19 protein-coding genes are annotated in these 23,749 nt (G+C 34.4%); 10 read left to right on the forward strand and 9 right to left on the reverse strand.

Translation table 11 applies throughout. The features are described from left to right. Positions 1 to 54 precede the first annotated feature (54 nt). Positions 55 to 1,461: a Gfo/Idh/MocA family protein gene (locus ACN0QX_RS00395; RefSeq protein WP_417195015.1), complete on the forward strand. Its 1,407-nt coding sequence runs from the start codon at positions 55 to 57 to the stop codon at positions 1,459 to 1,461. Here the strand turns inward: ACN0QX_RS00395 and ACN0QX_RS00400 are convergent. The 3 genes from ACN0QX_RS00400 to ACN0QX_RS00410 all read right to left on the reverse strand — a co-directional run bounded on the left by ACN0QX_RS00400 (position 1,454) and on the right by ACN0QX_RS00410 (position 3,971). Then, positions 1,454 to 2,530, reverse strand: coding sequence for a phosphotransferase enzyme family protein (locus tag ACN0QX_RS00400; protein WP_417195016.1), 1,077 nt, complete (start codon positions 2,528 to 2,530; stop codon positions 1,454 to 1,456). The genes ACN0QX_RS00395 and ACN0QX_RS00400 overlap by 8 nt on opposite strands. A gap of 3 nt (positions 2,531 to 2,533) precedes the next feature. Then, positions 2,534 to 3,415 (reverse strand): sugar phosphate nucleotidyltransferase, encoded by an 882-nt coding sequence (locus ACN0QX_RS00405; RefSeq protein WP_417195017.1) that lies wholly within the window; start codon positions 3,413 to 3,415, stop codon positions 2,534 to 2,536. 64 nt (positions 3,416 to 3,479) lie between these two features. Then, positions 3,480 to 3,971 carry a hypothetical protein gene (locus ACN0QX_RS00410; RefSeq protein ID WP_248399408.1) on the reverse strand — a complete coding sequence of 164 codons (492 nt, stop codon included), beginning with the start codon at positions 3,969 to 3,971 and terminating at the stop codon, positions 3,480 to 3,482. 137 nt (positions 3,972 to 4,108) lie between these two features. Here ACN0QX_RS00410 and ACN0QX_RS00415 point away from each other — a divergent pair, with 137 nt between their 5' ends. The 8 genes from ACN0QX_RS00415 to ACN0QX_RS00450 all read left to right on the forward strand — a co-directional run bounded on the left by ACN0QX_RS00415 (position 4,109) and on the right by ACN0QX_RS00450 (position 14,507). After that, complete coding sequence (locus ACN0QX_RS00415; protein WP_417195018.1) at positions 4,109 to 7,024, forward strand: FAD-binding and (Fe-S)-binding domain-containing protein; 2,916 nt, start codon at positions 4,109 to 4,111, stop codon at positions 7,022 to 7,024. Between the two features lie 126 nt (positions 7,025 to 7,150). Continuing rightward, a complete protein-coding gene (aroC, locus tag ACN0QX_RS00420; RefSeq protein WP_417195019.1) occupies positions 7,151 to 8,209 on the forward strand; it encodes a chorismate synthase in 1,059 nt (352 codons plus the stop codon). A 35-nt stretch (positions 8,210 to 8,244) separates the two neighbouring features. Further along, positions 8,245 to 9,555, forward strand: a complete 1,311-nt coding sequence (locus ACN0QX_RS00425; RefSeq protein WP_248399414.1) for a dicarboxylate/amino acid:cation symporter — start codon at positions 8,245 to 8,247, stop codon at positions 9,553 to 9,555. A 51-nt stretch (positions 9,556 to 9,606) separates the two neighbouring features. Continuing rightward, a complete protein-coding gene (gene gshB / locus ACN0QX_RS00430) occupies positions 9,607 to 10,644 on the forward strand; it encodes a glutathione synthase (protein ID WP_248399416.1) in 1,038 nt (345 codons plus the stop codon). A gap of 27 nt (positions 10,645 to 10,671) precedes the next feature. Beyond that, positions 10,672 to 11,505: a sulfurtransferase gene (locus ACN0QX_RS00435; protein WP_417195021.1), complete on the forward strand. Its 834-nt coding sequence runs from the start codon at positions 10,672 to 10,674 to the stop codon at positions 11,503 to 11,505. A gap of 8 nt (positions 11,506 to 11,513) precedes the next feature. Further along, positions 11,514 to 12,338: an N-formylglutamate amidohydrolase gene (locus ACN0QX_RS00440; RefSeq protein WP_417195022.1), complete on the forward strand. Its 825-nt coding sequence runs from the start codon at positions 11,514 to 11,516 to the stop codon at positions 12,336 to 12,338. Between the two features lie 19 nt (positions 12,339 to 12,357). Continuing rightward, positions 12,358 to 13,503 (forward strand): flavohemoglobin expression-modulating QEGLA motif protein, encoded by a 1,146-nt coding sequence (locus ACN0QX_RS00445; protein ID WP_417195023.1) that lies wholly within the window; start codon positions 12,358 to 12,360, stop codon positions 13,501 to 13,503. 269 nt (positions 13,504 to 13,772) lie between these two features. Continuing rightward, on the forward strand, positions 13,773 to 14,507 hold the full coding sequence (locus ACN0QX_RS00450) for a flavodoxin family protein (RefSeq protein WP_376859831.1): 735 nt from the start codon (positions 13,773 to 13,775) through the stop codon (positions 14,505 to 14,507). A 10-nt stretch (positions 14,508 to 14,517) separates the two neighbouring features. Here the strand turns inward: ACN0QX_RS00450 and ACN0QX_RS00455 are convergent, their stop codons facing one another. The 3 genes from ACN0QX_RS00455 to ACN0QX_RS00465 all read right to left on the reverse strand — a co-directional run bounded on the left by ACN0QX_RS00455 (position 14,518) and on the right by ACN0QX_RS00465 (position 19,462). Beyond that, the gene (locus ACN0QX_RS00455; RefSeq protein ID WP_417195024.1) at positions 14,518 to 16,221 is read right to left on the reverse strand and encodes an LIC_10190 family membrane protein; all 1,704 of its coding nucleotides are present in this window, start codon (positions 16,219 to 16,221) and stop codon (positions 14,518 to 14,520) included. Between the two features lie 88 nt (positions 16,222 to 16,309). Next, complete coding sequence (locus ACN0QX_RS00460; RefSeq protein WP_376859827.1) at positions 16,310 to 16,978, reverse strand: ABC transporter ATP-binding protein; 669 nt, start codon at positions 16,976 to 16,978, stop codon at positions 16,310 to 16,312. 48 nt (positions 16,979 to 17,026) lie between these two features. After that, positions 17,027 to 19,462 (reverse strand): DUF5916 domain-containing protein, encoded by a 2,436-nt coding sequence (locus ACN0QX_RS00465; RefSeq protein ID WP_417195025.1) that lies wholly within the window; start codon positions 19,460 to 19,462, stop codon positions 17,027 to 17,029. Positions 19,463 to 19,741: 279 nt separating this feature from the next. On the opposite strand from ACN0QX_RS00465, the gene ACN0QX_RS00470 reads away from it, so the two are divergent. Next, positions 19,742 to 20,053 (forward strand): hypothetical protein, encoded by a 312-nt coding sequence (locus tag ACN0QX_RS00470; protein ID WP_417195026.1) that lies wholly within the window; start codon positions 19,742 to 19,744, stop codon positions 20,051 to 20,053. Between the two features lie 18 nt (positions 20,054 to 20,071). Here the strand turns inward: ACN0QX_RS00470 and ACN0QX_RS00475 are convergent, their stop codons facing one another. The 3 genes from ACN0QX_RS00475 to ACN0QX_RS00485 form a co-directional block, all read right to left on the reverse strand. Further along, on the reverse strand, positions 20,072 to 22,318 hold the full coding sequence (locus ACN0QX_RS00475; protein ID WP_417195027.1) for a TonB-dependent receptor: 2,247 nt from the start codon (positions 22,316 to 22,318) through the stop codon (positions 20,072 to 20,074). A gap of 371 nt (positions 22,319 to 22,689) precedes the next feature. Then, on the reverse strand, positions 22,690 to 23,184 hold the full coding sequence (locus ACN0QX_RS00480) for a DUF6787 family protein (RefSeq protein ID WP_417195028.1): 495 nt from the start codon (positions 23,182 to 23,184) through the stop codon (positions 22,690 to 22,692). Positions 23,185 to 23,210: 26 nt separating this feature from the next. Then, a complete protein-coding gene (locus tag ACN0QX_RS00485) occupies positions 23,211 to 23,639 on the reverse strand; it encodes a DUF6146 family protein (RefSeq protein ID WP_417195029.1) in 429 nt (142 codons plus the stop codon). Between the last annotated feature and the right edge of the window lie 110 nt (positions 23,640 to 23,749).

Raw genomic sequence — 23,749 nt, forward strand, 5'->3', positions numbered from 1 at the left:
TTTTTTATTTACTTTTATTTTATAACTTGGGGTAAACTTCAAAACCGCTATAAAATGAATAGAAAATCATTTTTAAACCTATCAGCAAGAGCTGGGCTTTTTTTAGGTCTTACACCCACATTACTTGCTGGAAATAATCGCGAAAATCTTCAAGAAGTCGATGCTGTAAATGCCTTATTAGGATCTAATAAAGCGCAAGGAAATATGGTGAATTTTGCCGACAAACCTATTGATAAGGTGCGTGTTGGTATGATTGGTATGGGAAATAGAGGCTCTGTATTAATTCAGATGTTTGAATATTTAATCAAACACAATCATGCTGAAATTGTAGCCATTTCTGATTTAAAAGAAGACAAAGTCACAAAAAATAACGACTACTTAAAAACAATCCAACCCGAAGGTGCCGATCTGTATTTTGGTGATGAAAAGGCATGGAAAAAAATGGCCAAACGGGACGATATTGATATTCTAATTATTGCAACGCCATGGAATTTCCATACGGAAATGTGCGTATATGGTATGGAAAATAATAAGCACGTTGCTTGCGAGCAGCCATTGGCTTTGACCTTGGACGATTGCTGGAAACTTATTGAAGTAGCCGAACGCACCAAGAAACATTGCATGTATATGGAGAATTGCTGCTTTAATGGCGAAGAACTCTGGATATTAAATATGATTAATGAAGGCGTCTTTGGAGATATTAATCATGCGGAAGGTGCTTATATTCATGATTTACGGAAGCATATGCTCGATGCAAATTATTATGAAAATCAGTGGCGCATAAAACATCATGAAACCAATAATGGGAATTTTTATACGGGTCATGGTTTAGGTCCTGTGAGCGCCTATATGGATATTGGTCGTGGTGATAACTATGATCATTTGGTGAGTATGAGTTCTAGAGAACAAAGTTTAAGTGAAGCTGCAAAAACAGAAAATTATAAAACCCAAAAATTTGCTTGTGGGGATATGAATACCTCGTTAATTAAAACGAAAAAAGGTAAAACCATTATGCTTCAATTTGACACACATACGGGAAGACCTTATTCCAGACTAAACACGGTTACAGGAACAAAAGCAGTTCATGAAGGATATCCATCCAGATTATATGTTGGTCATGAGGAATTGCAGTGGGGACATTCATGGTTAAAAGATGAAGAATACAAAGATTATCGCGAACGCTATGATCATCCACTTTGGAAAAAATTACGAACGCAAATTGATGCTAATGCCGTTGGTCATGGCGGAATGGACTTCGTAATGATTTATAGAATGATGCGTTGCTTAAATCAAGGATTACCTTTAGATATTAATTTATATGATAGTGTTATGTGGAGTGCTATTACACCGTTATCCGAAATGTCTGTAGCCAATAATAGCGCGAGTACAAAAATCCCTGATTTTACAGGAGGAACCTGGGAAACACCTAGGAAAAATGAAATATTGCGCGATATTATGTAAAATGTTGCTTCGTAATAAGCTCTATGGATTCCAAATTGTCAAGTACGGATTGTAACAAAGTAAATTGATTTAATGCGCGATCCAAGTTATGATTTTCATATGTCGTTTTATAATATATATCGTTATTTAAGTAATCGGTTAAAAAACGTAAACCCATTATAAAAATGATGGTTTGAACTCCTAAAGGTAGATTTTCAATTTCTTCTGGTTTTAAAATAGACTTTGTTTTTAAAGCGAAGCCTTTGCAATAGGCTTCATACAACTCTAAGTCAATGTAAATTTCAGATAAATCTGTTTCATCTTCCGTTGATTTGGTGCAAATGGAACGTACAGAATCCCCAAAGTCATAATGTACTAATCCAGGCATGACCGTATCTAAGTCAATAACCGCTAAACCTTTATTTTGGTTATCAAATAGAATGTTGGATAATTTAGCATCATTATGTGTAATCCGAATAGGGAAGTGGTTTTTAGCTTGCAAACTGGCAAGAGCACTCATGCTTGTTGCATGCTTTTTTATGAACGCTATTAAATCGGCAGCCGCTTCTAACCGATTAGATTTTGCAAGTTTTAGAGCAGTTTCAAATTGTGTGAACCTAAAAGGCACATTATGAAAATCTTTTAATGTTTCAGTAATGGATTCTGGTGAAATAGACTCCGTATTTAAAATAAAATCGCCATATAGTTTTCCTGCTTCAAATGCTATTTCGGGTGTTTCTGCTCTATCCATAGTAATAGCATTGGGAATAAATTGCATAACATTCCAATAGCACGTTTCATCCTGAAATATATAGGCATTCTGCGTCGTTTTTAAATAATTTACCGACTGATAATGTGAGTTTGTTTTTTTGTAATTCGCATGTAAATGTTTTGAAACCACAATTTTATTGGCAATAACAGCTTTGGCATCTTTAAAAACAAGACTGTTTAACTTTTGAATGATAAACTTCTCGTCATTTTGTTGGGTGACCAAATATGTATCATTTATATGTCCAGATTGTAACGTTTCAATTGACTTTAATGGCGTTTCTATTCCAAAAGCCTCGCAGATGTTATCTAGTTTATGCATGGTCTACCATAGTTTTTTGGGATAGAAATTGCTGTCTATATGTGTTTGAATATTTTCACGTGCTGAAGTTTCATCCGCTGAATAGGTCATGCCAAACCAAGAGCTGTCCGTTGCTAATACTTTAATACTATTTGGACTATTTTCAATAAGATGCTTAATAATATAGGTGATGTAAAATTCGTCTTTTTCAAAATCAGTAATCGTATGTAAGAATTTCAGGAACAAATCATTTGCAACATTAAAAACGGATTGTTTAAAGCCCCAGAAATTCATAGACACTAAGGAGTTTGGATTTAGGGTTTCAGACATTAAATTAGTTTGAGATATAATTTCACCTGCATCATTCTTCATAATAGCCGTAAGCTCTTCAATGCTAATTAAATTTTGATTTTTATCTACATGACAAATGCCACGCGAAACTGTTCCATTGTCGGACAAGGTATTTTTTAATGCATATGCAACCAAATAATGATTCAAATTAGTATCCTTAAACAACGCGTCATGCATGAGCTGAAAGGCGTTTCTACCGTAAAAATCATCGGCATTTATTAAGGTGAAGTCAGTGGTAACAGTTTTTTTTAAAGCTAATAAAGCATGTCCAGTACCCCACGGTTTCTTGCGTGTTCGAGAATCTGATAAGTCATTTTTTTGAATGACAAAATCCAAGGAAACATGTTTAGGTAATTTGTTGGCATAGCGGTCTTTAAAAAGCTCTACAATTTCATCCCGAACTATAAAAACGATATGGTTGTAGCCCACTTGAATGGCGTCATAAATGCTAAAATCCATGATGGAAAAATTGCCATAAACGGGTTGTATTTGCTTAAGACTTCCAAATCTGGAACCCATGCCAGCAGCCATAATTGCTAAAGTTTTTTTTACCATAAAACAAATGTAAAAAAAAGCACGTCAATTAAAACGTGCTTTAAGTTATTGTTGTAATAAGCTATTAAAATTGGTATCTCACACCAAGTCCAATATCAAAATCTAAATCGTTATTGTCAAAATCACTATTACCAAAACCTAATTCTGGTCTAAAATCTAGTGATAATAATAAAGGAAAGTCAAAACTATATTCAATTCCAATATTACCCGCTAAAAAAACAAAAGCATCACTGTCTTTTCGGCCGTGATAATGGTCAAAACTGTAAGCACCAAAACCTAATCCTGGTCCAGCGTACCAGTTAAAACCTCCTTCAATATTCCAAACCCAATGGTATAATCCAGCTAATTTAAAACCATCATAATCACTTCCATCTCGCCATCCTAAATCAAATTCTAAACGATTGTTGTCGCCTATGGCGCGTTGGTAGGATACTTCAGCACCAAAACCATCGCTATCGCCTAAACGCAAACCAATAGCATTTTTAGAAATTTCCTGTGCAAAACCTGTTGCAATAAAACCTAAACCGACTAAAATAGCCATACATGTATTCTTCATAATTTTTTTTAATTGTTTAATTACTATATCTACGTTTAATATAAAATATTAGCCCATATTTTTTGTAAAAATAACGTTAAAACTGCTATTATATTGAAATTCTTGTTAGCTTTAAAGTGCCATAAATAACTAATACATTGAAGCAGTATTTATTAGAATTAAAACAAACTCTAAAAGGTGAATTCTTTTTTGATGATTTAATGAAATCATTATACGCAACGGATGCATCTGTTTACAGAATGTTGCCGCTTGCAGTGGCATACCCGAAAGATAATGATGACCTTAAAACGCTAATTCAGTTTGCTAAAAAGCATCAAACAGCTTTAATTCCTAGAACTGCTGGAACGTCTTTAGCTGGGCAATGTGTGGGAACGGGAATTGTAGTTGATGTGTCCAAACATTTTAATCAGATTATACGTTTTAATGAAACTGAAAAAACCATAACCGTTCAATCTGGTGTAGTTAGGGATGTGTTAAACAATTTTCTAAAACCGTACGGCTTGTTTTTCGGACCAAATACGTCCACATCAAATCGCTGCATGATTGGTGGCATGGTAGGCAATAATTCATCGGGAACGACGTCCATTCAGTATGGTGTTACACGAGATAAGGTAAAGCAACTTAAAACTATTTTAAGCGATGGAAGTGATGCTATTTTTTCAGAAATTTCAAAAGAAGAATTTCATATAAAAAAACGTCAGCCCACATTGGAAGGACACATTTATAAATCAATTTATCAAGAACTTGCTTCTGAAATTGTTCAATCTGAAATTATAAAAGAATTTCCGAAACCAGAAATTCATCGTAGAAATACAGGCTATGCTATTGATAAATTAATTGATTCGGATGTGTTTTCAAATTCAAATAAACGCTTCAATATGTGTCAACTTTTATCTGGAAGCGAAGGAACTTTAGCATTTACAACTGAAATAACATTGCAATTAGATGCATTGCCGCCAAAGGAATCTGCCTTAATATGCTTGCATTTTGATTCCATTGAATCCTGTTTGAAATCCGTTGAAACTGTTATGTATCATGATTTGCATACCTGCGAAATGATGGATAAAACCATTTTAGATTTAACCAAACACAATAAAACCCAACAGGAAAATAGACATTTTGTTGAAGGCGATCCAGAAGCTATTTTAATGTGTGAAGTGAGAGCTCATTCAGAATCAGATTTAAACCAACAAATCCAAAATCTGCGTGTAGCTATTACTAATTTAGGATTATGTTATGCGCAAGTGGTACTTCAAGGTAATGCCATTAATCAAGCTATGGAATTACGAAAAGCTGGACTAGGTCTGTTGGGAAACATGATTGGTGATAAAAAATCGGCAGCCTGTATTGAAGACACCGCCGTGGCCATACCTGATTTGGCACATTATATTTCAGATTTTACCAAGCTTATGAACAGCTATAACCAAAAGGCGGTTTATTATGCACATGCTGGAGCTGGTGAGTTGCACTTGCGACCTATTTTAAATTTAAAGCAAAAGAAAGACGTTGTTTTATTCCGAAAAATAACCACAGATGTAGCTAAGCTTGTTAAGTCGTATCAAGGTTCTATGAGTGGCGAACATGGTGATGGTATTGTTCGAGCTGAATTTATACCACTTATGATTGGTGATGCAAATTATGCCATTATAAAACGGATAAAACACGCTTTCGATCCTAATGCTATTTTCAATCCGGGTAAAATTGTTGATGCGTTTCCCATGGATGACAATTTACGCTATGTTCCAGGACGTCATGAGCCCGAAATTGAAACCGTTTTAGATTTTTCGGCATCATTAGGAATTTTGCGGGAAGCCGAAAAATGCAATGGATCTGGTGATTGTAGAAAACTACCTGAATTTGGCGGAACCATGTGTCCAAGTTATCGTGCCACCAGAAATGAAAAAGATACCACACGAGCACGTGCCAATGCGTTACGTGAATTTTTAACGACTTCCAATAAAGCGAACAAGTTTAATCATGATGAATTAAAGGCTGTTTTTGATTTATGTGTGAGTTGTAAAGCATGCGCAAGTGAGTGTCCAAGCAGTGTGGATGTTGCGAGTTTAAAAGCGGAATTTGAGTATCAATATCAGAAGGAAAATGGAAGTCGTTTACGGACTAAACTATTCGCCTATAACAATAAATTGAATGCCTATGGAAGTCGTTTTTCGGGTGTTACTAATTTTATGTTTTCAAATGCAGTAACAAGTTCTATTATTAAAAAAATGCTAGGAATAGCTGCTAAAAGAAGTCTGCCCTTAATTTCAAGTATTAGTTTAGGTAAATACAGTCAAAATCCTGTAAATAAGATTATTAACTCAAATTCAATTAAAATTGTTTATATTTTTTATGATGAATTTACAAATCACCTAGACTCCGAAATTGGTCAAGACGCCTTGCAACTTTTACAAGCTTTAAATTACGACGTGAAGTTTATTAAACACGACGAGTCAGGTCGTGCATTTTTGTCTAAAGGGTTTCTGGAACAGGCTAAAAAAGTTGCTAATAAAAACGTGTCTATTTTTTCCGAAGTTATTTCAGAAACAACACCATTAATCGGTATCGAGCCATCGGCTATTTTAACGTTTCGTGATGAGTATATCAAATTAGCTAATAATAAAGATGCAGCCAAAAAACTCGCTAAAAATTGCTTTTTAATTGAAGAGTTTCTTCAAAATGAAATCCTATTAGGAAATATAAAACCGGATCAGTTTACTACAGAAACCAAAACTATTAAGTTTCATGGGCATTGTCATCAAAAGGCGCTAAGCAATCAGAAAACAAGTTTTGATATTTTAAATTTACCCAAAAACTATCGTGTAACCATTATTCCAAGTGGTTGCTGTGGTATGGCTGGAAGTTTTGGTTATGAAACCGAACATTATGAGGTGAGTATGCAAATAGGTGAGCAAACACTGTTTCCGGCTGTTAGAAAAGCTACCGCAGAAACTATAATTTCCGCCAATGGCACTAGTTGCAGACATCAGATTAAAGATGGTACAAATCGCGTGGCATTTCACCCCATATCTATACTAAAACAAGCGTTGTTGTAAGTTGCTTATTTTTAAAGAGTTGATTATGGTTTCTTTATAAAAAGGGAAATAAATTTGGCAGCTAATTAAAAATCCATTTTTGTTTCTGTGATAATACAATTACATTAGCTACAAAAAATTGGTTGTATGGCAGGAAATTCCTTCGGAAATTTATTTAAATTAACAACATTTGGCGAGTCGCACGGCCTAGCCATCGGTGGAATTATTGATGGTTGTCCTCCTGGATTGGAAGTCGATTTTGATGCTATTCAACAAGAGTTAAACAGACGAAAACCTGGTCAATCTGAAATCGTCACTCAACGTAAAGAACCGGATACGGTTGAATTTCTATCTGGAATTTTTGAAGGCAAAACAACGGGGACACCAATTGGGTTTACTATTCAAAATGCGAATCAGAAATCCAAAGATTACTCTCATATCAAGGATGTTTACCGCCCAAGTCACGCGGATTATACATATGATAAAAAATATGGTATTCGGGATTATCGTGGTGGTGGTCGTAGTTCAGCACGAGAAACTGCTTCTCGAGTAGTGGCGGGAGCTTTAGCTAAACAAGTTTTGAAATCGGTGAAAATTCATGCCTATACATCATCTGTAGGGGATATATTTTTAGAAAAACCATATCAGGATTTAGATTTTTCGAAAATTGAATCCAATGCCATCCGTTGTCCAGATGCCGTTACCGCAGACCGGATGATTGAAAAAATTAAAGCCATCCGAAAAGAAGGTAATACGATAGGAGGAACCATAACCTGCGTGTTACAAAATGTACCTATAGGTTTAGGTGAACCTGTTTTTGATAAGCTTCATGCTGAATTAGGGAAAGCCATGTTGTCCATAAACGCCGTAAAGGGTTTTGAATATGGCAGTGGTTTTTGTGGTGCAAAAATGACCGGTACCGAACATAACGATTTATTTAATGCAGATGGTTCTACAAAAACCAACTTATCTGGCGGTATTCAAGGAGGTATAAGTAATGGCATGGATATTTATTTCCGTGTGGCCTTCAAACCTGTAGCAACGGTTATTCAGAAACAAGAAGCTTTAAATTCAAGTGGAGAACTAGTGGACATGCAAGGAAAAGGACGCCATGATCCATGTGTTGTTCCAAGAGCAGTACCCATTGTTGAAGCTATGGCAGCATTGGTGTTAGCGGATTATTTTCTCTTAAATAAAGTATATTAATACAGTAAAACTATAACGATTTAGATTAACGATTTATGAAGAAACTCGCATTACATTGGCAAATTATACTCGGAATGGTTTTAGGTGTTGCTTTCGCCTTAATTATGTCCAAATTCGAATTTGGAAGCCAAATAATAACGGATTGGGTTAAACCTTTCGGAACAATTTTTATCAATTTATTGAAACTTATTGCCGTTCCTTTAATATTAGCATCCTTAATTAAAGGTGTTTCAGATTTAAAGGATATTTCCAAATTATCGAAAATGGGAGGCAGAACCATTGGAATTTATATTGTTACGACGCTCATAGCCGTATCAATAGGTTTAGCTGTGGTGAACATCATTCAGCCTGGTAAATCTATTTCCGAAGAAACCCGAACCGAACTCGTAGAAAGTTATAAGTCTGATGCTGAAGGTAAAATTGCCGATGCTGAAAAGCAAAAAAATGCGGGACCTTTGCAAGCTTTAGAGGATTTAGTACCAAGCAATATTTTCCAAGCAGCCAGTGATAATGGCAACATGCTACAGGTTATTTTCTTTGCTATTCTATTTGGATTAGGATTGATATTAATTCCAGAAGAAAAATCAGAGCCTGTAAAACAATTTTTTGATAGTTTTAATGAAGTAATACTCAAGCTAATTGATTTAATAATGCTTGCCGCTCCTTATGGTGTTTTTGCTCTATTAGCAGCTTTAGTAGTAGAAGCGCCTAGTGCCGATTTATTTAAAGCCCTTGGCTGGTACGCATTCTGTGTCATTTTAGGTTTAGCGCTTATGATGGCTGTTTATGCCGCTTTAGTTTTTGTTATAACTAAACGAACACCGAAGTTTTTCTTTAATGGAATAGCGCCTGCACAATTATTAGGTTTTTCAACCAGTAGTAGTGCCGCTACCTTACCTGTAACTATGGAACGTGTTGAAGAGCATTTAGGCGTTGATGAAGAAGTTACCAGCTTTGTATTACCTATTGGAGCAACCATCAATATGGATGGAACCAGTTTATACCAAGCCGTAGCAGCTGTTTTTATTGCGCAAGCTTTTGGTATGGATTTAAGTTTTGGTGTGCAATTAGGGATTATTGCTACAGCAACTTTGGCCTCAATTGGTAGTGCTGCTGTACCCGGAGCTGGAATGGTAATGCTCGTCATAGTTTTAGCTCAAGCTGGAATTCCAGAAGCCGGATTGGCTTTAATTTTTGCCGTGGATAGACCGCTTGATATGTGCCGAACCACAGTAAATATTACGGGTGATGCAGCTGTTTCTATGATAGTGGCTAAATCTGTTGGAAAACTTGGTGATCCCGACGTTAAAAATTGGGATGATAATTATGCCCGAAAAAATAAGTAAAAATTGATTTACTGCCTTATTTTAGTAACTAATTAATGTAAAGTAACGCTTATGAATGTGTGTTTTTTAATGTATCCTTGGGAGAAAATAGACCCAGAAAATGATACCAGTCTCGCTTTGATAAAAGAATGTGTAAAGCGAGGTCATGGTGTAGCACTATGTTCACCTGCAAATTTAACAATTCGTAATAGCGTTACAAATGCTTTTTGTACCGTAATTAACCGAATGGAGAAAGTACCGGCTTCCTTAAAAGCCTTTTATAAAAAAGCAGTTTTACGTGAAGAAATGTTACCGCTTGCTGGTTTTGATGCTATTTTTTTTCGCGCAAATCCACCTTTAGATCCAATTATGCTTAATTTTTTAGATTCGGTTAAGGATGATGTCTTTATTATTAATTCTTTAGAAGGCATGCGTGAAGCGAATAACAAGCTATATACAGCGGCTTTTGGTGATGCACACAGCAATATTATTCCAAATACACACGTATCTAAAAATAAGAACTATTTAGTCCGACAAATTAAGGAATCCAAAGCTGATAAAATGATTATCAAACCGTTGAATGGTTTTGGTGGATCGGGTGTGATTCTTATAGAGAAATCGGCCATGAGCAATATTAATTCACTTTTAGATTTTTATATAAATAGTAGTGATGGAACTTCCAATTATGTTATTCTTCAAGATTATATTGAAGGTGCAGATGAAGGCGATGTGCGCATTTTAATGCTCAATGGTGAACCCATTGGTGCTATGAAGCGCGTTCCCGGTTCAGATGATCATCGTTCTAATGTGTCTGCTGGCGGATCGGTTCAAAAACATACATTGACAAAAGCTGAAAAAGCTTTGTGTAAACAAATTGGACCTAAATTAGTTAAAGATGGTCTGTATTTTGTTGGTATTGATGTTATAGGAGGAAAGCTGGTGGAAGTAAATGTGATGTCGCCAGGTGGAATAACGTATATCAACAAAGTTTATAAGAACAAATATCGGGTAGAAGAAAAGGTTATCGATTTTCTAGAAAGTAAAGTACTGGATAATGTAGAAGCGTTTAATCGGAGATCGCGTTTGCGTAAAACGGTTGAAGATGCTTAACTAGCTTTAGTTAAAAACACGCTCATTATGTTGCTTTCACCTCTTAAAAAACCGTTAGTTTCTGTAAATTGGTTGCATAATCATTTAGATGCTTCTAACCTTATTGTTTTAGATGCAACCATTCCAAAAGTTTCAGAGTTAGATGATGTAGTTCATAAAAAGGAAGTCATTCCAAACACCTTGTTTTTCAATTTAAAACAAAAATTTAGTGATGTGTCTGCGCCATTTCCAACCACATTTCCAACATTAGAACAATTTCAACATGAAGCCCAACAATTAGGTATTCAACAAAATAGCACTCTCGTTGTGTATGATGATAAAGGTGTCTATTCAAGCGCGCGTGTTTGGTGGTTGTTTAAAGCCTTTGGTTTTCATAATGTTGCAGTTTTAAACGGTGGATTACCAGCGTGGAAAACAGCAGGATTTGAAGTTTTAAACAATTATGAATCTGTCAAAAGTATAGATGATTTTCAAGCGGAAAAACCCCAAAATCATATGGTGTTTTTTGACGATATGCAGCAAAACGTTCAATTAAATCAACGATTAGTTGTAGATGCACGTTCGGAGTTACGGTTTAAAAGCTTGGTCCGTGAACCACGTGTAGGTTTGCGTCGTGGAACGATACCGAGTTCTGTAAATATACCTTATGAAAGCTTATTAGATTCAGGAATTATGAAATCTGAAAGTGAATTACGGACTATTTTTTCTAAAATAGCTAAACCACATGATGCGCTTACGTTTTCTTGTGGATCAGGAATAACCGCTTGTGTTTTAGCACTAGGCGCAGAACTGGCTGGTTATCACAACTTGGTGATATATGATGGTTCTTGGACAGAATGGGGAAGTTTAATACCAGAATAAAATGCGATATGGAAAAATTATCAATTGAAGCCATCATCAAAAAAATAGAACATGAAGAACGTTTTTATGCTGTTTCTGATGATTATTCCTTCACTTTAAAAATAGATTCTTACGTTCATTATGTATGTTCGGCCATTCACGATGGTCATCAGTTTAGAACAGAACTTTGGGAGAATTGTTTGCACACGGAATATGAGCGTTGGTACGAGGAAGATCCTGCAACGAAGGCCATGATTGCAACACATCCTATTGTTATTGCGGGATGCGATTCGCGTTTTGAATACGACTTAAATCGGCCACCGGAAGAAGCCATTTTTGAAACTGCTTGGGGAAAACAACTATGGAAACAGCCACTCCCAGAAGCAATGAAGGCCAAAAGTTTACAAAAGCACACTAATTTTTATAAAGTGGTTTCGGCATTAATAAAGAAGATAGAAGAAAAATACAACGGTTGTATTGTTTTTGATATGCATAGCTACAATTGGCAACGTTGGAACCGGGAAGTGCCAACTTGGAATATAGGAACTAGTAATATTGATAATAAACGTTTTGGGACTTTGGTGGAAGCATGGAGAAATCGCTTATCACAAATTCAACTTCCTCATAAAATTGCACAAACGGCAAAAGTTAATGATACCTTTCAAGGGAATGGTTATTTCTTAAAATACATTACTCATAGTTTTAAAAACACACTAGTTCTCGCCACAGAAATTGCTAAAATTTATGGTGATGAGTATCATCAAGTTATTTACCCTGAAGTTGTGGAAGCGGTTGCAGATCAATTAGAAACGCACATTCCAGAGCAAGCTTCTAATTTTTTGAAGTATATTTAAAATAAACTGAATACGCATTATGACGAACGATTACCAAGATTTATTTGATATAGATACCAATTTAAACAGATTGGTAAAAAAGATAGAATTACTTAACTATATAAACCCTTTAAATATTGAAAGTGAAAAAAAGCAATTTTTCACTTCAAAATATAATTACGAGCCAAATTTTAAATATCCTAAAGTGAAGTTTAACGGCTATAAACTTCATAGATTGTTCTTTTCACAACGTCTGGAACGCATTGAAGATTCAGACATCAGACAGCTTTATGAAGATATAATTTATGAGTATTCTGGAAAAATAGAATGTATTGACACCATAAATCAAGGTCGAAAATTTTACTTTAATAGTTTAAAGAGTTTTGGAACTCCAACGGAAAAAGACATCGAAAACGCCAAGTTTATTTTGCGTTTTGATGATGATGAACCTTCCGAGGATTTAATATCTAAATACAGTGTTCAGGAAGCCCAAACTTATTTTGAAGATTTTTCCAAGCGTTACGATTTTAAATATCATCTGAAATTTTCTACTAATATTTCGGCAGCAGCCATGGTTCAGAATAATACGCAAACCTTATTGCTTAAGAAAAATCATAAGTTTAGTAAAAATCAGTTAGAAGTACTTGCAAATCACGAAGTTGGTGTGCACATGGTAACGACGTTTAATGGATTAAGTCAGCCCTTAAAAATATTTTCAAGTGGTTTTCCAAATAATGTAGAAACTCAAGAAGGCTTAGCGGTTTATGCGGAATATATGTCAGGATGTTTAACCATGAAACGTTTAAAAGAATTAGCGTATCGTGTTATTGCAGCCGACTCGTTAGCAAAAGGCTACAGTTTTGCAGATACATTTGATTTGCTTCACAATCAATATAAAGTGCCACGCGATAGTGCATTTACCATTACATTGCGCGTACATAGGGGAGGTGGTTTTACGAAAGACCATTTGTATTTGTCTGGATTAAAAAAGGTTTATCAATACGCCCAAAATGATGGTGATTTAGATGTGCTGTTAACAGGAAAGGTAACCTTGGAGTATTCAGATGCTATTTACAGATTACAAAAATTAGGATTGGCCGTAACTTCCAAGCATTATACAGAATCTTATCGTACTAATAAAAACACCAATACAACAATCGATTTTATTCTAAACAGTTTGAAATAAAAACCTTAAAGAATTTTTCGTCTATTGACGGATTGCCAATACTTAAAAAGGCGTAGACTCTCACATTATTAAGAATTTGATTCGTTCCTAATTAACAGAAATTAGGGTCAAACTAACAGCATTCTTTAAGGTTTCGTGATACAGAACAAGTTATTTGTTATTTGAGACGTTTTCTAATGAGAATGCGTGATTAGGACGTTTCAGTACGTGAAACCACGCTTTTGATTAGAATTCCAAAACGTTTTGTACCTTTTAAAAAAGTTAATTTTATGAAAAAACCAGATTTCCAGGGTTTAAAAGCTTTATTTATTAATTGCACTTTAAAAAAGTCTCCACAAAAAAGCCATACTGAAACCCTTATTAATGTCTCCAAAAGCATCATGGATAAAGAAGGGGTAAAAACGGACGTTATTCGTTTTATTGATGAAAATGTTGCGGTTGGTATTTATCCCGACATGACAGAACATGGATGGAAAACCGATGTTTGGCCAGAATTATTTAAAAAAGTAATGGACGCTGATATTCTCATTATTGGAACACCCATTTGGTTAGGTGAAAAATCGTCGGAAGCACAAAAACTCATTGAGCGATTATATGCCATGAGCAGTAAAACCAATGACAAAGGTCAATATATTTTTTACGGAAAGGTTGGTGGTTGTATGATTACAGGAAATGAAGATGGCGTAAAACATTGTGCTATGGGTATTTTATACGCCATGCAACATGTTGGATATTCCATACCACCACAAGCTGATTGTGGTTGGATTGGTGAAGTAGGCCCTGGTCCAAGTTATGGTGATACAGAATGGCAAGATGAAAAAATAAATCCGCCAGTTGGTTTTGATAGCGATTTCACTAATAGAAATACGACATTTATGACCTATAATTTGTTGCATTTAGCCACTATGTTGAAAGCACAAAATGGATATCCTAATTATGGAAATTCTCGCGAGGATTGGGATGATGGAAGACGTTGGGATTTTGAAAATCCAGAATATCGCTAGTTACTCTAATTTATTTGTCTAAAATTATTTGGCTGTAGAAACCATCTTTAAGATCTTCGGTTCGCAACTGTGGTACAACTGAAAAGTTGTTCTTAAAATAGTTTAATTGTGGGCTGCTAACAGCTGGTATTGGCGTACCACCTGTTTCCCAGAAAAAACTCGTGTTTTTTGGCGTGTTAATAGTTGTGTTTCCAATTGCTTTAGTGTCATATTTAACTAGAAATTTGCTGTTATTATGGGGTAGGAGAATATACGCTGTTTTAAATATGGAAGTTTGTTGATGTTGTGTATTATTTGTTAAAGCTTGCTTATTTATCGGGATAAATACAGCGATAAAAGCCATCATCGTGCTAAAAACAAATAGAGTTTTAATAATACTCCTCTTTAATTTAAAAATACTTAAAATCATTAAACCGGATATTAATATAAATGGTAAAAAGAAGCGGTATTGTGGTGATGTGTTCCATAAAATGATCATAGTTGCAACAAGCATGATATAGAAAACCCAATAGCCTTTTTGGTGAAACCATTTTTTAATGATAAACGGTAAAATAATTAAAAGAATTATTAATATTTTATTAAATATGCCATGAATTCCAGAGGCAAATAGCCAGTGCTTCATACGCTCTATTAAAGATGTTTTGGCAAAAACGTCCGGAGTCATTTGATAACCATAAGCCAAACCATAATCTTTAAAATAAAAGGCAATAGTTTCAGGAAGATGCCAGTCTAATTTAAGGCTATCAAGCCCCCAGAAAGGATACAATGGATTTCCGGTAATGATTGTATTTTTGATGATTAACAGGCAGCTTGAAACTCCTAAAATCGAAAATATACTTACGTTTAAAAATCGTGTTTGTTTATAAAATTTCGCATAAACAGCAATTGGGAACAGTATAAATGGGAAAGCTGTAAGTTTGATGCACACCATAAATACTGTTAATAGGGTGAGGGATAGAAACACATCTTTTTGGTATTCGCCATAGGTAGTAATAAATTGATAAAAACTAATTACCGAAAGCACATAAATGGCTAAATCTGGCGATGGTGCGCTTATGAATTGAAAGAGTAGGAGGTTTACAATAGGAAATAATCCAATAAGCAAATATCTTTTAGGGGGAATGCCGGATTTACAATAAGTATTTATGTTTACGATGGCGTAAACATTTGCTAGGAGTAAAGCTAAACCGCTTAAATCGTTAAGAGAATTGGTTAAGAAACTGAAGCTAAAGGCACTTTGTAGAATATGCCAACCGGAAGTTTGTCCTAGAAATAAATGTAAATTCACCAACCCTTTTACAAAACCGTAATTATTGAGCCAAGCAATGGTTTGAATATAATAGGTTTCATTATCCACTAATAATGGAGCAGAAGCGCATTGTGCTAAAATGAGGATTGTAATTACTGCTAATAAACTCTTAAAAAAAACGGATAAGCCTTTAAATTCAAGAACGAAACTCTTTAAAATGGCCTTTATATATTTTAAATTAAGACCTAGTAAAACACAGGATATTAGTATTAAAACAACATGATAGTTAACATTTACAGGAAATCCAATAGCCCAAAACCCTGTAAAGAGCATGATACCAAATAATCCATGAAATATGGTAATGATAAAATTACATGCTTTTATTCTTAAAACTCGATTCAGGCTTACACCAAAAATGATACTTATGAAAATGATGTAAATCCAAGAAAGGAGTATTAATAGCATATTTATGACAACCGGTTTAGTGCTTTATAAACTTATCATAAAAAAGGCATTTTGGCAAGTTGTATCTCCCAAAATGACAGATGCATTTTTAATGACCACATACTATGCGACCATCAACCATGGTTAATTTACGGTCTGCCATATTAGCCAACTCTTCATTATGTGTAACAATAACGAAGGTTTGTCCAAATTCGTCCCGTAATTTAAAAAATAGATTATGTAAGTTTTCAGCCGATTCGGAGTCTAAATTTCCGGATGGTTCATCAGCAAAAATAATTTTCGGATTGTTAATTAACGCACGAGCTACGGCAACCCGTTGCTGCTCGCCTCCAGAAAGTTCATTGGGTTTGTGTTGTGCACGATCTTTTAATCCTAAAAAATCTAATAATTCGGTTGCGCGTTTTTCGGCAGCAGCTTTATTGGTTTTTTTAATGTAGGCCGGAATACACACATTTTCAATGGCTGTAAATTCTGGTAATAGTTGATGAAATTGAAAGATGAATCCAATTTCTTCATTTCGAAATTTTGCTAATCCTTTTTCAGATAAACTACTGATGTCAGTATTGTTAATAGCAAAGGTGAAATCTTCTTTTTTTGACGGTTTATCTAGCGTGCCTAATATTTGAAGAAGCGTTGTTTTTCCAGCGCCCGATGCACCAACAATAGAAACTATTTCGCCTGCTTTTATATGTAATTCAACACCTTTTAAAACGTGTAAATCTTCGTAGTATTTGTGAATATTTTTTGCTGAAATCATTGCTGTAAAATGAACAAGCAATGTAATACTTTAAATAACGCTTTACAATTATGAATTTGATTTCTTGTTGAAAATTTTCTTCACATTATTGTAATCAATAAAGTATTGAACTTTTAACGAAAATGAATTTTGAATAGGCTGATTTAGTAGTCTGTCAAAATTATTTGTAAAGTTAAGTTCCGCTTCTGAATCGTAATTAAATAACTGATTTCTATACAAAGCCGTTAAAAAGCTTCCAGGAGCAAACTGCCACGAATAACTTAAGTCTAAATTCCAAGTACTAAAGTTAATATTAGGATCATCTAATCCTGCGTCTTCAAAGGAAACGTTTGTCTCCAGTAAACCGCCATCCTCTTGTAATAGGTAGATGTTATCATCATAAAGAACTGTACTCCAATAATTTCTAAATGTTAGATTTAGTGAATGGAACGGATTAAAACTATAAGAACCCGTAATACTATTTACCATTGTTTTTTGATCCCGATTTCCAAAAACAATAGCATCTGCTGTATTATCTGCATAACCACGATCACCATTAATTTTATCATAATCAAAAGAATAAATAAGTAATAATTTATCGTTTAATTTTAATCGCGGACTAATGCCAAACCAAATATTGTTTGTTTCTCTGCCATCTTCAAAAAACGTAGCACCTCCAATATTGGCATCAATAGCAAACTTTTTATTATAATTTGAAGAAATCCAAACATTTCCATTTAACCGGTTTTCATAAACAAAATAGCGTCCTTCGGCACGAGGCTCAAAATAATCGTATTGTTTTCCAGGTTGAAAATTTACATTTCCACCAAAACCGTGTAAGCTTTTTAATTGAGCAGAAAAAGAAGCGCCAATGGTACTTCCTGTATATGTACTAGGGTTTGATAAACGGTTATAGTCTATCCATGTATTAAAATTATATCGGAGGAAATTACTTGTTGGTTCAAATGTGCGATAAGACGCTTCCACACCAAAATTGCTGAAATTGTTTCTAAACTGAAGACCTAAATCGTTGATATCATATGTGTCATCCGCAAATTCATGTCCAACCCAATATTGCCAATTTCCAAAAACTTTGGCTAATTCTAAGGTATAACTATATCCTGTCTCCGTACCAGACTCCAAATTAACGTTACTCATTTTTAATTCGGCTTCCAAATTATAGGTGTTTTTCTTGGTGGTTAAATCTGCTAAAAGGCCAGTAACATTGGCATCCCGAAAATGGCCATTTCTAGTAACGTTGGTATTTATTAAACTAACAGATGAGTTTTGATTAAATTGTTGATCCACCACTAAAATATTATAATTTGCAAGTGGTTCTACCAATTCTTTACGACTAGTGTAGGTGTCTAAATTGGTAACTTTAGCATATGTTTTTTCTGTAATAGCATTAAAAACCCCAACACCTAAACCGTTTTTTGTTCTTCCGGATACTTTTAGGGCGTTTAAAACCTTGGTTTGACTTGGATAATCTTGAACCTCTTCATTTGGATCTAATGATACCGAACCTGAAGGTTCATTTCCAACACGCCGCGAGAAGAATAAGTCGCCTTTTGTAAAAAGATCCACACCTTCCGTAAAAAACTGACGCTGTTCAGAAAAGGTTTGTTCAAAAGGGCCTAGATTTAATTCCACTCGATCAAAACCGGCTTGACTGAAGTCTGGTATTAATGTAGCATCCAACGTAAAGTTTTCGGTGATACCATATTTTAAATCCATTCCGGCATTGAATTGAGTTTCTGTGTCTCCATCATAGGTATTAACAATTCCTGATACAAACGGATAGAATGTAAGTCTTGTTGGCGGATCTAAATTGGTTAAACCTTTTAATTGACCGTTGTATATTCCTACATTTCCTTTAGTAACATCAATTGGGTTCCATGTAAACTGGGAACGATTCCTTCGATAATGTCTATGAATTTGTAAACCCCAAGTTGGAACTTCTTGGTTAGAAAAACGTAAGGTTCTGTATGGTATTTTCATTTCAACAATCCAACCATCATCTACAATTTTCACCGCACTTTCCCACACAGCATTCCATCCAAAATCCTCACCAATTCCTGGCGATTCAATTGCATCTGCTTGAACGCCAGAACTGAAAACAAAAAATTCAGTATTATTTTGTCCGTCGTTATTTGGATTTAAAATAAATCCGAAAAAATCAGATTGACCAAAGTCATCACGACGGGTTAATTGACGCATAATATCTTTGGGATTATCATATAAATAAGCGCCAACATAAATAGCATCATCATCATAAGTTATTTTTACAACGGTACGGGTTTCATGCGTTTCTTTTACACCCATTTCTGGGTCAAACTGAATGAAATCTTTGGCTTCTTCTACATTTTTCCACGATTCATCATCCAGAATACCATCAATTTTTGGTGCGGAGGTTGTTCGTGTTATATTTAAGGTTTTCTTCTCTTGCGCAAAGGTGATTATATAGCAAAATGAGAATACTAAAAGAAACAGCCTGTTTTTCATGTGGTTTTTGGAAGATTGATTTTATAGTTTTATAGACTACAAAAAATTAAAGTTGTTACACTTTGGCTGCAAATCTAAACGGCTTAATTAAAAAAGAATCGTAATTGAACGTTAAAAACAAGGTTTTAATTATGAATTGTTTACGTTTCAAGTCTTTATATTGTTACTTTTTTTAATACAATAAATGAATTAGAGTTATTCGTTAAACGACTGACATTTGGAGGAATACTATTTTTGGAATACTATTTGCATTTCTAATATTAGAATTAGTTAAAATATATGAGTTTAGAAAAATTAAGTAAATCAAAAAAACTGGTAGTCGGTTTGTTTTTTGATGCCATGGGATATGTGTCGTACATATTTCCGCCTTTCGATTTTGTTTGGGCGCCATTATCAGCATATTTAATGAGCAAGATGTATGCTGGTAGGAAAGGTAAAATTGCAGCTGCTTTCTCTTTTGTGGAAGAAGCCTTGCCTTTTGTGGATATTATTCCATCGTTTTCAATTATGTGGTTTTATACCTTTTATTTGTCTACAGACGAAAAATCAGTAGAATTAATAGAAGAAGAAAAAAAAAGAGTGATTAAATAATCACTCTTTTTTTATAGTTTATAAGGAATAGGTGAGTCCTAAACTGAAATTTCGTCCCATATTAAAAATACCATCCGGTTTTAAGCGTGACAGATGATTAACATAAGTTTTATCCGTTAAATTAGTTCCTGAAATAATGATGGACAAATCATTATTAAACACTTTAATATTTCCACCAAACCCCGCGCTTAGTAAATTGTAACTACCGGTTGCTGTTTCAAAAGTACTCACGTTATCTTGGCTAAACACGGATTTTAGCTTAACAAAAGCATACATATTTGTTTCTTCCTTATAATCAAATTCTACACGAATGGTATTGTTTATACTATTTGCAGGAATTAAAGGTAAATAATCACCTGAATCTAATTTTCCGGTAACTGTTTCAAAACTACTTTCATAGTGCAGCCAATCTAAAGGGTGTGGATGAAAATGCAAACCAATTTCACCACCATATAATGCAGAATTATCCTGAACATAGTTGTAAACAGGTGTGTTATTTATAGATGTCCCGTTTGGTGATAAGTAGATGTAATCATTTACGTGATTATAAAAACCGTTTACAAAAAACTCAATATGCTCGCTTTTAAACTCTAAAGCCAAATCGGTTTGAAAATTTTGTTCATTATTTAAATCAATATTCCCAATTTCATATCTATTTGTACCATGATGAACACCATCTGAAGTTAATTCAGCTAAATTAGGAGCTCTAAAACCTGTTGCCAAATTTAAACGTGCTGTTATATTTTCAGTAAGATTCGTTTTTACACCAAAAGCACCATTAAAACTATTGAAGGTTTTATTTATGTTATTGTCAATTTGTAGCCAGCGGTTGTCATATCGTGCACCTAATTGTATATCGAATTTTTCAAAATGAATATGTGACATGGCCAAAATACCAAAATCATTAGTAACGGCATTTGGAATTAATTCTTCTTCACCATAATTAGTATTCACTTGATTCATACCTTGAACACCAACAATTGTTTCAAATTTACCCAAAATAGGTAAGTGGTATTTCACATCATAATTAGCAGTTTTAAGCTTCATTTGAAGGGCAGGATGTAAGGTTTCATGTTCTTCGTCATGATGTTCGTCTTCATGCTCATCGTGATCTTCCTCATGATCGTGGTCGTGATCATGATCATGTTCATCTTCAAATTCGTTACGGTTATTATAGATATACCCTAAATTAAATTCCAATTTCGAATTATTAAAAAACACGGTTGAGCGCGAACTAAATATATGATTCGTTAATTCCTGATATGGCAATAAAGGCGTTTTATTAGTTGATTGCTCACCAATGGCTTCTGGAATTCCTATTTTGGAATGATTGACATTATAACGAAAATCTGTCTTGAAGTTCGTAGATTGGTAGCCAAGGCCCGCTTTAAAATCTTGTTCTTTAAAACGTGTGTTGGTCACGCGATAATCGGCTGTATTGTAATCGGCATGTTCTGTAACACTACCTCTAAATAACACCTTAAACGCTTCGCCAGATGCTTTGTAACCAGCATTTGTACTGTAACCTTGAGTATTGGTGAAATAAGTTCCGCCAAAGTCTGCATTACTCGAATTTTGATGCGCAAATTTTTCGGGATTAATATATAAAACGCCACCAAGTGCATCACTTCCATAGAGTAAGGATGCGGGACCTTTAATGACTTCTACACTTTCTACACCAGCGTCGCTTAAACCCAGTCCATGTTCATCACCAAATTGCTGATTTTCTAATCGGACCCCTTGAGTATATACTAGAACACGGTTGGAACTTAAACCGCGAATTACAGGTTTGGTAATACCTAATCCTGTGCTAACACCTTCAACACCTGCTATATTAGAAATACCTTCGCCCAAAGTAACGGCTCCAGAAGCTTTTAATTCTTTAATAGTTTGGCGCTCCACCTTCATTACATTATCACTTTGAAGCTTATGGAAAGGTGTGGATATAATTACCGCTTCCATTTCTATGGCTGAACTAGATAATGTTAATGAAATAGTATCGGTTGTAGGAATAACTAAATTCATAGATTTTGTTCCATATCCTACAAAAGAATAGACTAATGAATATGATCCTGACGGTAAATTTTCAATGTTGAAAATACCATCAAAGTCCGTTGTGGTGCCTTTTTCTAATTGGGGAAAATAAATATTTACGAAAGGTAAACCTTCGCCGGTTTCAGCATCTGTAACGATGCCAGTAATATTGTTTTGACCCATAGCTATTGATGCCATGGATAAAAACAATAGATATAAAATTGTTTTCATGTATAATGTATTAAGTTAAAATGTAATAAAAAATAGGTATTAACTTAAAACAGGTGGTCCTCTAAGGGAAAAATGAAGTTGTTGAAATGGGCTTAAAAAAAAGTATTGTGAGGTAGAAACTTCATGATTCTCGGTAACATTTAAAATGTTGAAGTTTTCCGGAATATGAAAAAATTGATTTGCTAATTTAAATTTGTAAAATTCACACTCTAAATCAAGTGTATGGAAATGCGTTGTCGATTTATCAATACAGACTTCATGTTTATGGTTTTCAAAGACATGAGCAACCTTTACAGCAGCAGGTAAGAGTATAGCACAAACTAAAAGTATTGTGAATCCTTTAAAAATGATATGTTTCTTAAGTTCCTGCACTAATCTAAAAAGCGTTTTAAACCAAATCGTTTGAGCATTTTCTTTTCAAATTCCCAGAAAAATTTAAACTGCCCAAAAAGCCAACCAAATGTAATCAAGAGGATTTGATAGAAAACAAGCCCAATAATAATAAATAAAATCCAGTAGAGCAGTGGATTTAAGTTTTCTTTAGTAATTCCCATGAGTTCAATTATAGGTCGTCCTACGACTAAAGATGAGCTTCCTGTTACCGCAAACACAATGAAAATACGAATAATTTCCCAACGGTATGTAACTTCCCAACGACTTTCAAGTTTTGTAAAAAGCCATAAGGTTATTTTTAATAAAAGGACAAATAAGATAATTGTATATACAAATTGAATAAGTAGGATTTCAGATAAAGGCAAAAGAAAGGCAAGTCTGAAACAAGAATACAGAAGGCCAATAATTCCTAAAGCAGGAAATATAAGTTGCCAGTTATGTTGAATTTCCCAAGTTTCTTTGAATTTTTTCATACCGCAAATTTGGGTGCAAAGATACTTTAAAATTGAGGATTATGCGAGGATAATTTCTGTTTATACTTCTCTTGAAAAAAAACAAAATAGTGGTAGAGTAAATAATTAAGCTCAAAGCCATAATTGATGCCTTGTTGATAATTAATGCTCATGTCGTATAAATTTTGATTATAACGTGAAGACACCACGCGTTTATTCCATTCCGTAACATATTGGATGTTTTTTGCCTCCAAAAAGGATTGGGTATAAAAATTTCTAGGTTTAGCACGTCTAGCCATCCAGGAATCAAATCCCGCTTCTATGATTATAACTTCATATTCCAATTCATCATTTACAAGCTTAATGGTGTCTTGAGTTTCTGTTACTTCCGTTTTTGAAATATTTCCAACGGTTTCAGGCGTTTTACAACTAACCATTAAACAGAGTATTACTAGGATGCTATATAGCAATTTCATAAATCTACTTTTCTTAAAATTACGAAATTCTGTAGAATTTAAGGTTGGTTCAATTATTTTTAACAAAAAAGTCAGACTGTTATGGTCTGACTTATTAATGTATAGTAGGT

This window comes from Bizionia sp., assembly GCF_048259285.1.
GTDB lineage: Bacteria > Bacteroidota > Bacteroidia > Flavobacteriales > Flavobacteriaceae > Algorimicrobium > Algorimicrobium hallyeonense.

Excerpts from the sequence above, each read along its gene's own strand:
- ACN0QX_RS00395 (WP_417195015.1), top strand. The coding sequence starts at position 55 with ATGAATAGAAAATCATTTTTAAACCTATCAGCAAGAGCTGGGCTTTTT.
- aroC (WP_417195019.1), top strand. The coding sequence starts at position 7,151 with ATGGCAGGAAATTCCTTCGGAAATTTATTTAAATTAACAACATTTGGC.
- ACN0QX_RS00465 (WP_417195025.1), bottom strand. The coding sequence starts at position 19,462 with ATGAAAAACAGGCTGTTTCTTTTAGTATTCTCATTTTGCTATATAATC.
- ACN0QX_RS00460 (WP_376859827.1), bottom strand. The coding sequence starts at position 16,978 with ATGATTTCAGCAAAAAATATTCACAAATACTACGAAGATTTACACGTT.
- ACN0QX_RS00480 (WP_417195028.1), bottom strand. The coding sequence starts at position 23,184 with ATGAAAAAATTCAAAGAAACTTGGGAAATTCAACATAACTGGCAACTT.
- ACN0QX_RS00450 (WP_376859831.1), top strand. The coding sequence starts at position 13,773 with ATGAAAAAACCAGATTTCCAGGGTTTAAAAGCTTTATTTATTAATTGC.
- ACN0QX_RS00405 (WP_417195017.1), bottom strand. The coding sequence starts at position 3,415 with ATGGTAAAAAAAACTTTAGCAATTATGGCTGCTGGCATGGGTTCCAGA.
- ACN0QX_RS00400 (WP_417195016.1), bottom strand. The coding sequence starts at position 2,530 with ATGCATAAACTAGATAACATCTGCGAGGCTTTTGGAATAGAAACGCCA.
- gshB (WP_248399416.1), top strand. The coding sequence starts at position 9,607 with ATGAATGTGTGTTTTTTAATGTATCCTTGGGAGAAAATAGACCCAGAA.
- ACN0QX_RS00470 (WP_417195026.1), top strand. The coding sequence starts at position 19,742 with ATGAGTTTAGAAAAATTAAGTAAATCAAAAAAACTGGTAGTCGGTTTG.
- ACN0QX_RS00485 (WP_417195029.1), bottom strand. The coding sequence starts at position 23,639 with ATGAAATTGCTATATAGCATCCTAGTAATACTCTGTTTAATGGTTAGT.
- ACN0QX_RS00445 (WP_417195023.1), top strand. The coding sequence starts at position 12,358 with ATGACGAACGATTACCAAGATTTATTTGATATAGATACCAATTTAAAC.
- ACN0QX_RS00455 (WP_417195024.1), bottom strand. The coding sequence starts at position 16,221 with ATGCTATTAATACTCCTTTCTTGGATTTACATCATTTTCATAAGTATC.
- ACN0QX_RS00435 (WP_417195021.1), top strand. The coding sequence starts at position 10,672 with ATGTTGCTTTCACCTCTTAAAAAACCGTTAGTTTCTGTAAATTGGTTG.
- ACN0QX_RS00410 (WP_248399408.1), bottom strand. The coding sequence starts at position 3,971 with ATGAAGAATACATGTATGGCTATTTTAGTCGGTTTAGGTTTTATTGCA.
- ACN0QX_RS00440 (WP_417195022.1), top strand. The coding sequence starts at position 11,514 with ATGGAAAAATTATCAATTGAAGCCATCATCAAAAAAATAGAACATGAA.
- ACN0QX_RS00475 (WP_417195027.1), bottom strand. The coding sequence starts at position 22,318 with ATGAAAACAATTTTATATCTATTGTTTTTATCCATGGCATCAATAGCT.
- ACN0QX_RS00425 (WP_248399414.1), top strand. The coding sequence starts at position 8,245 with ATGAAGAAACTCGCATTACATTGGCAAATTATACTCGGAATGGTTTTA.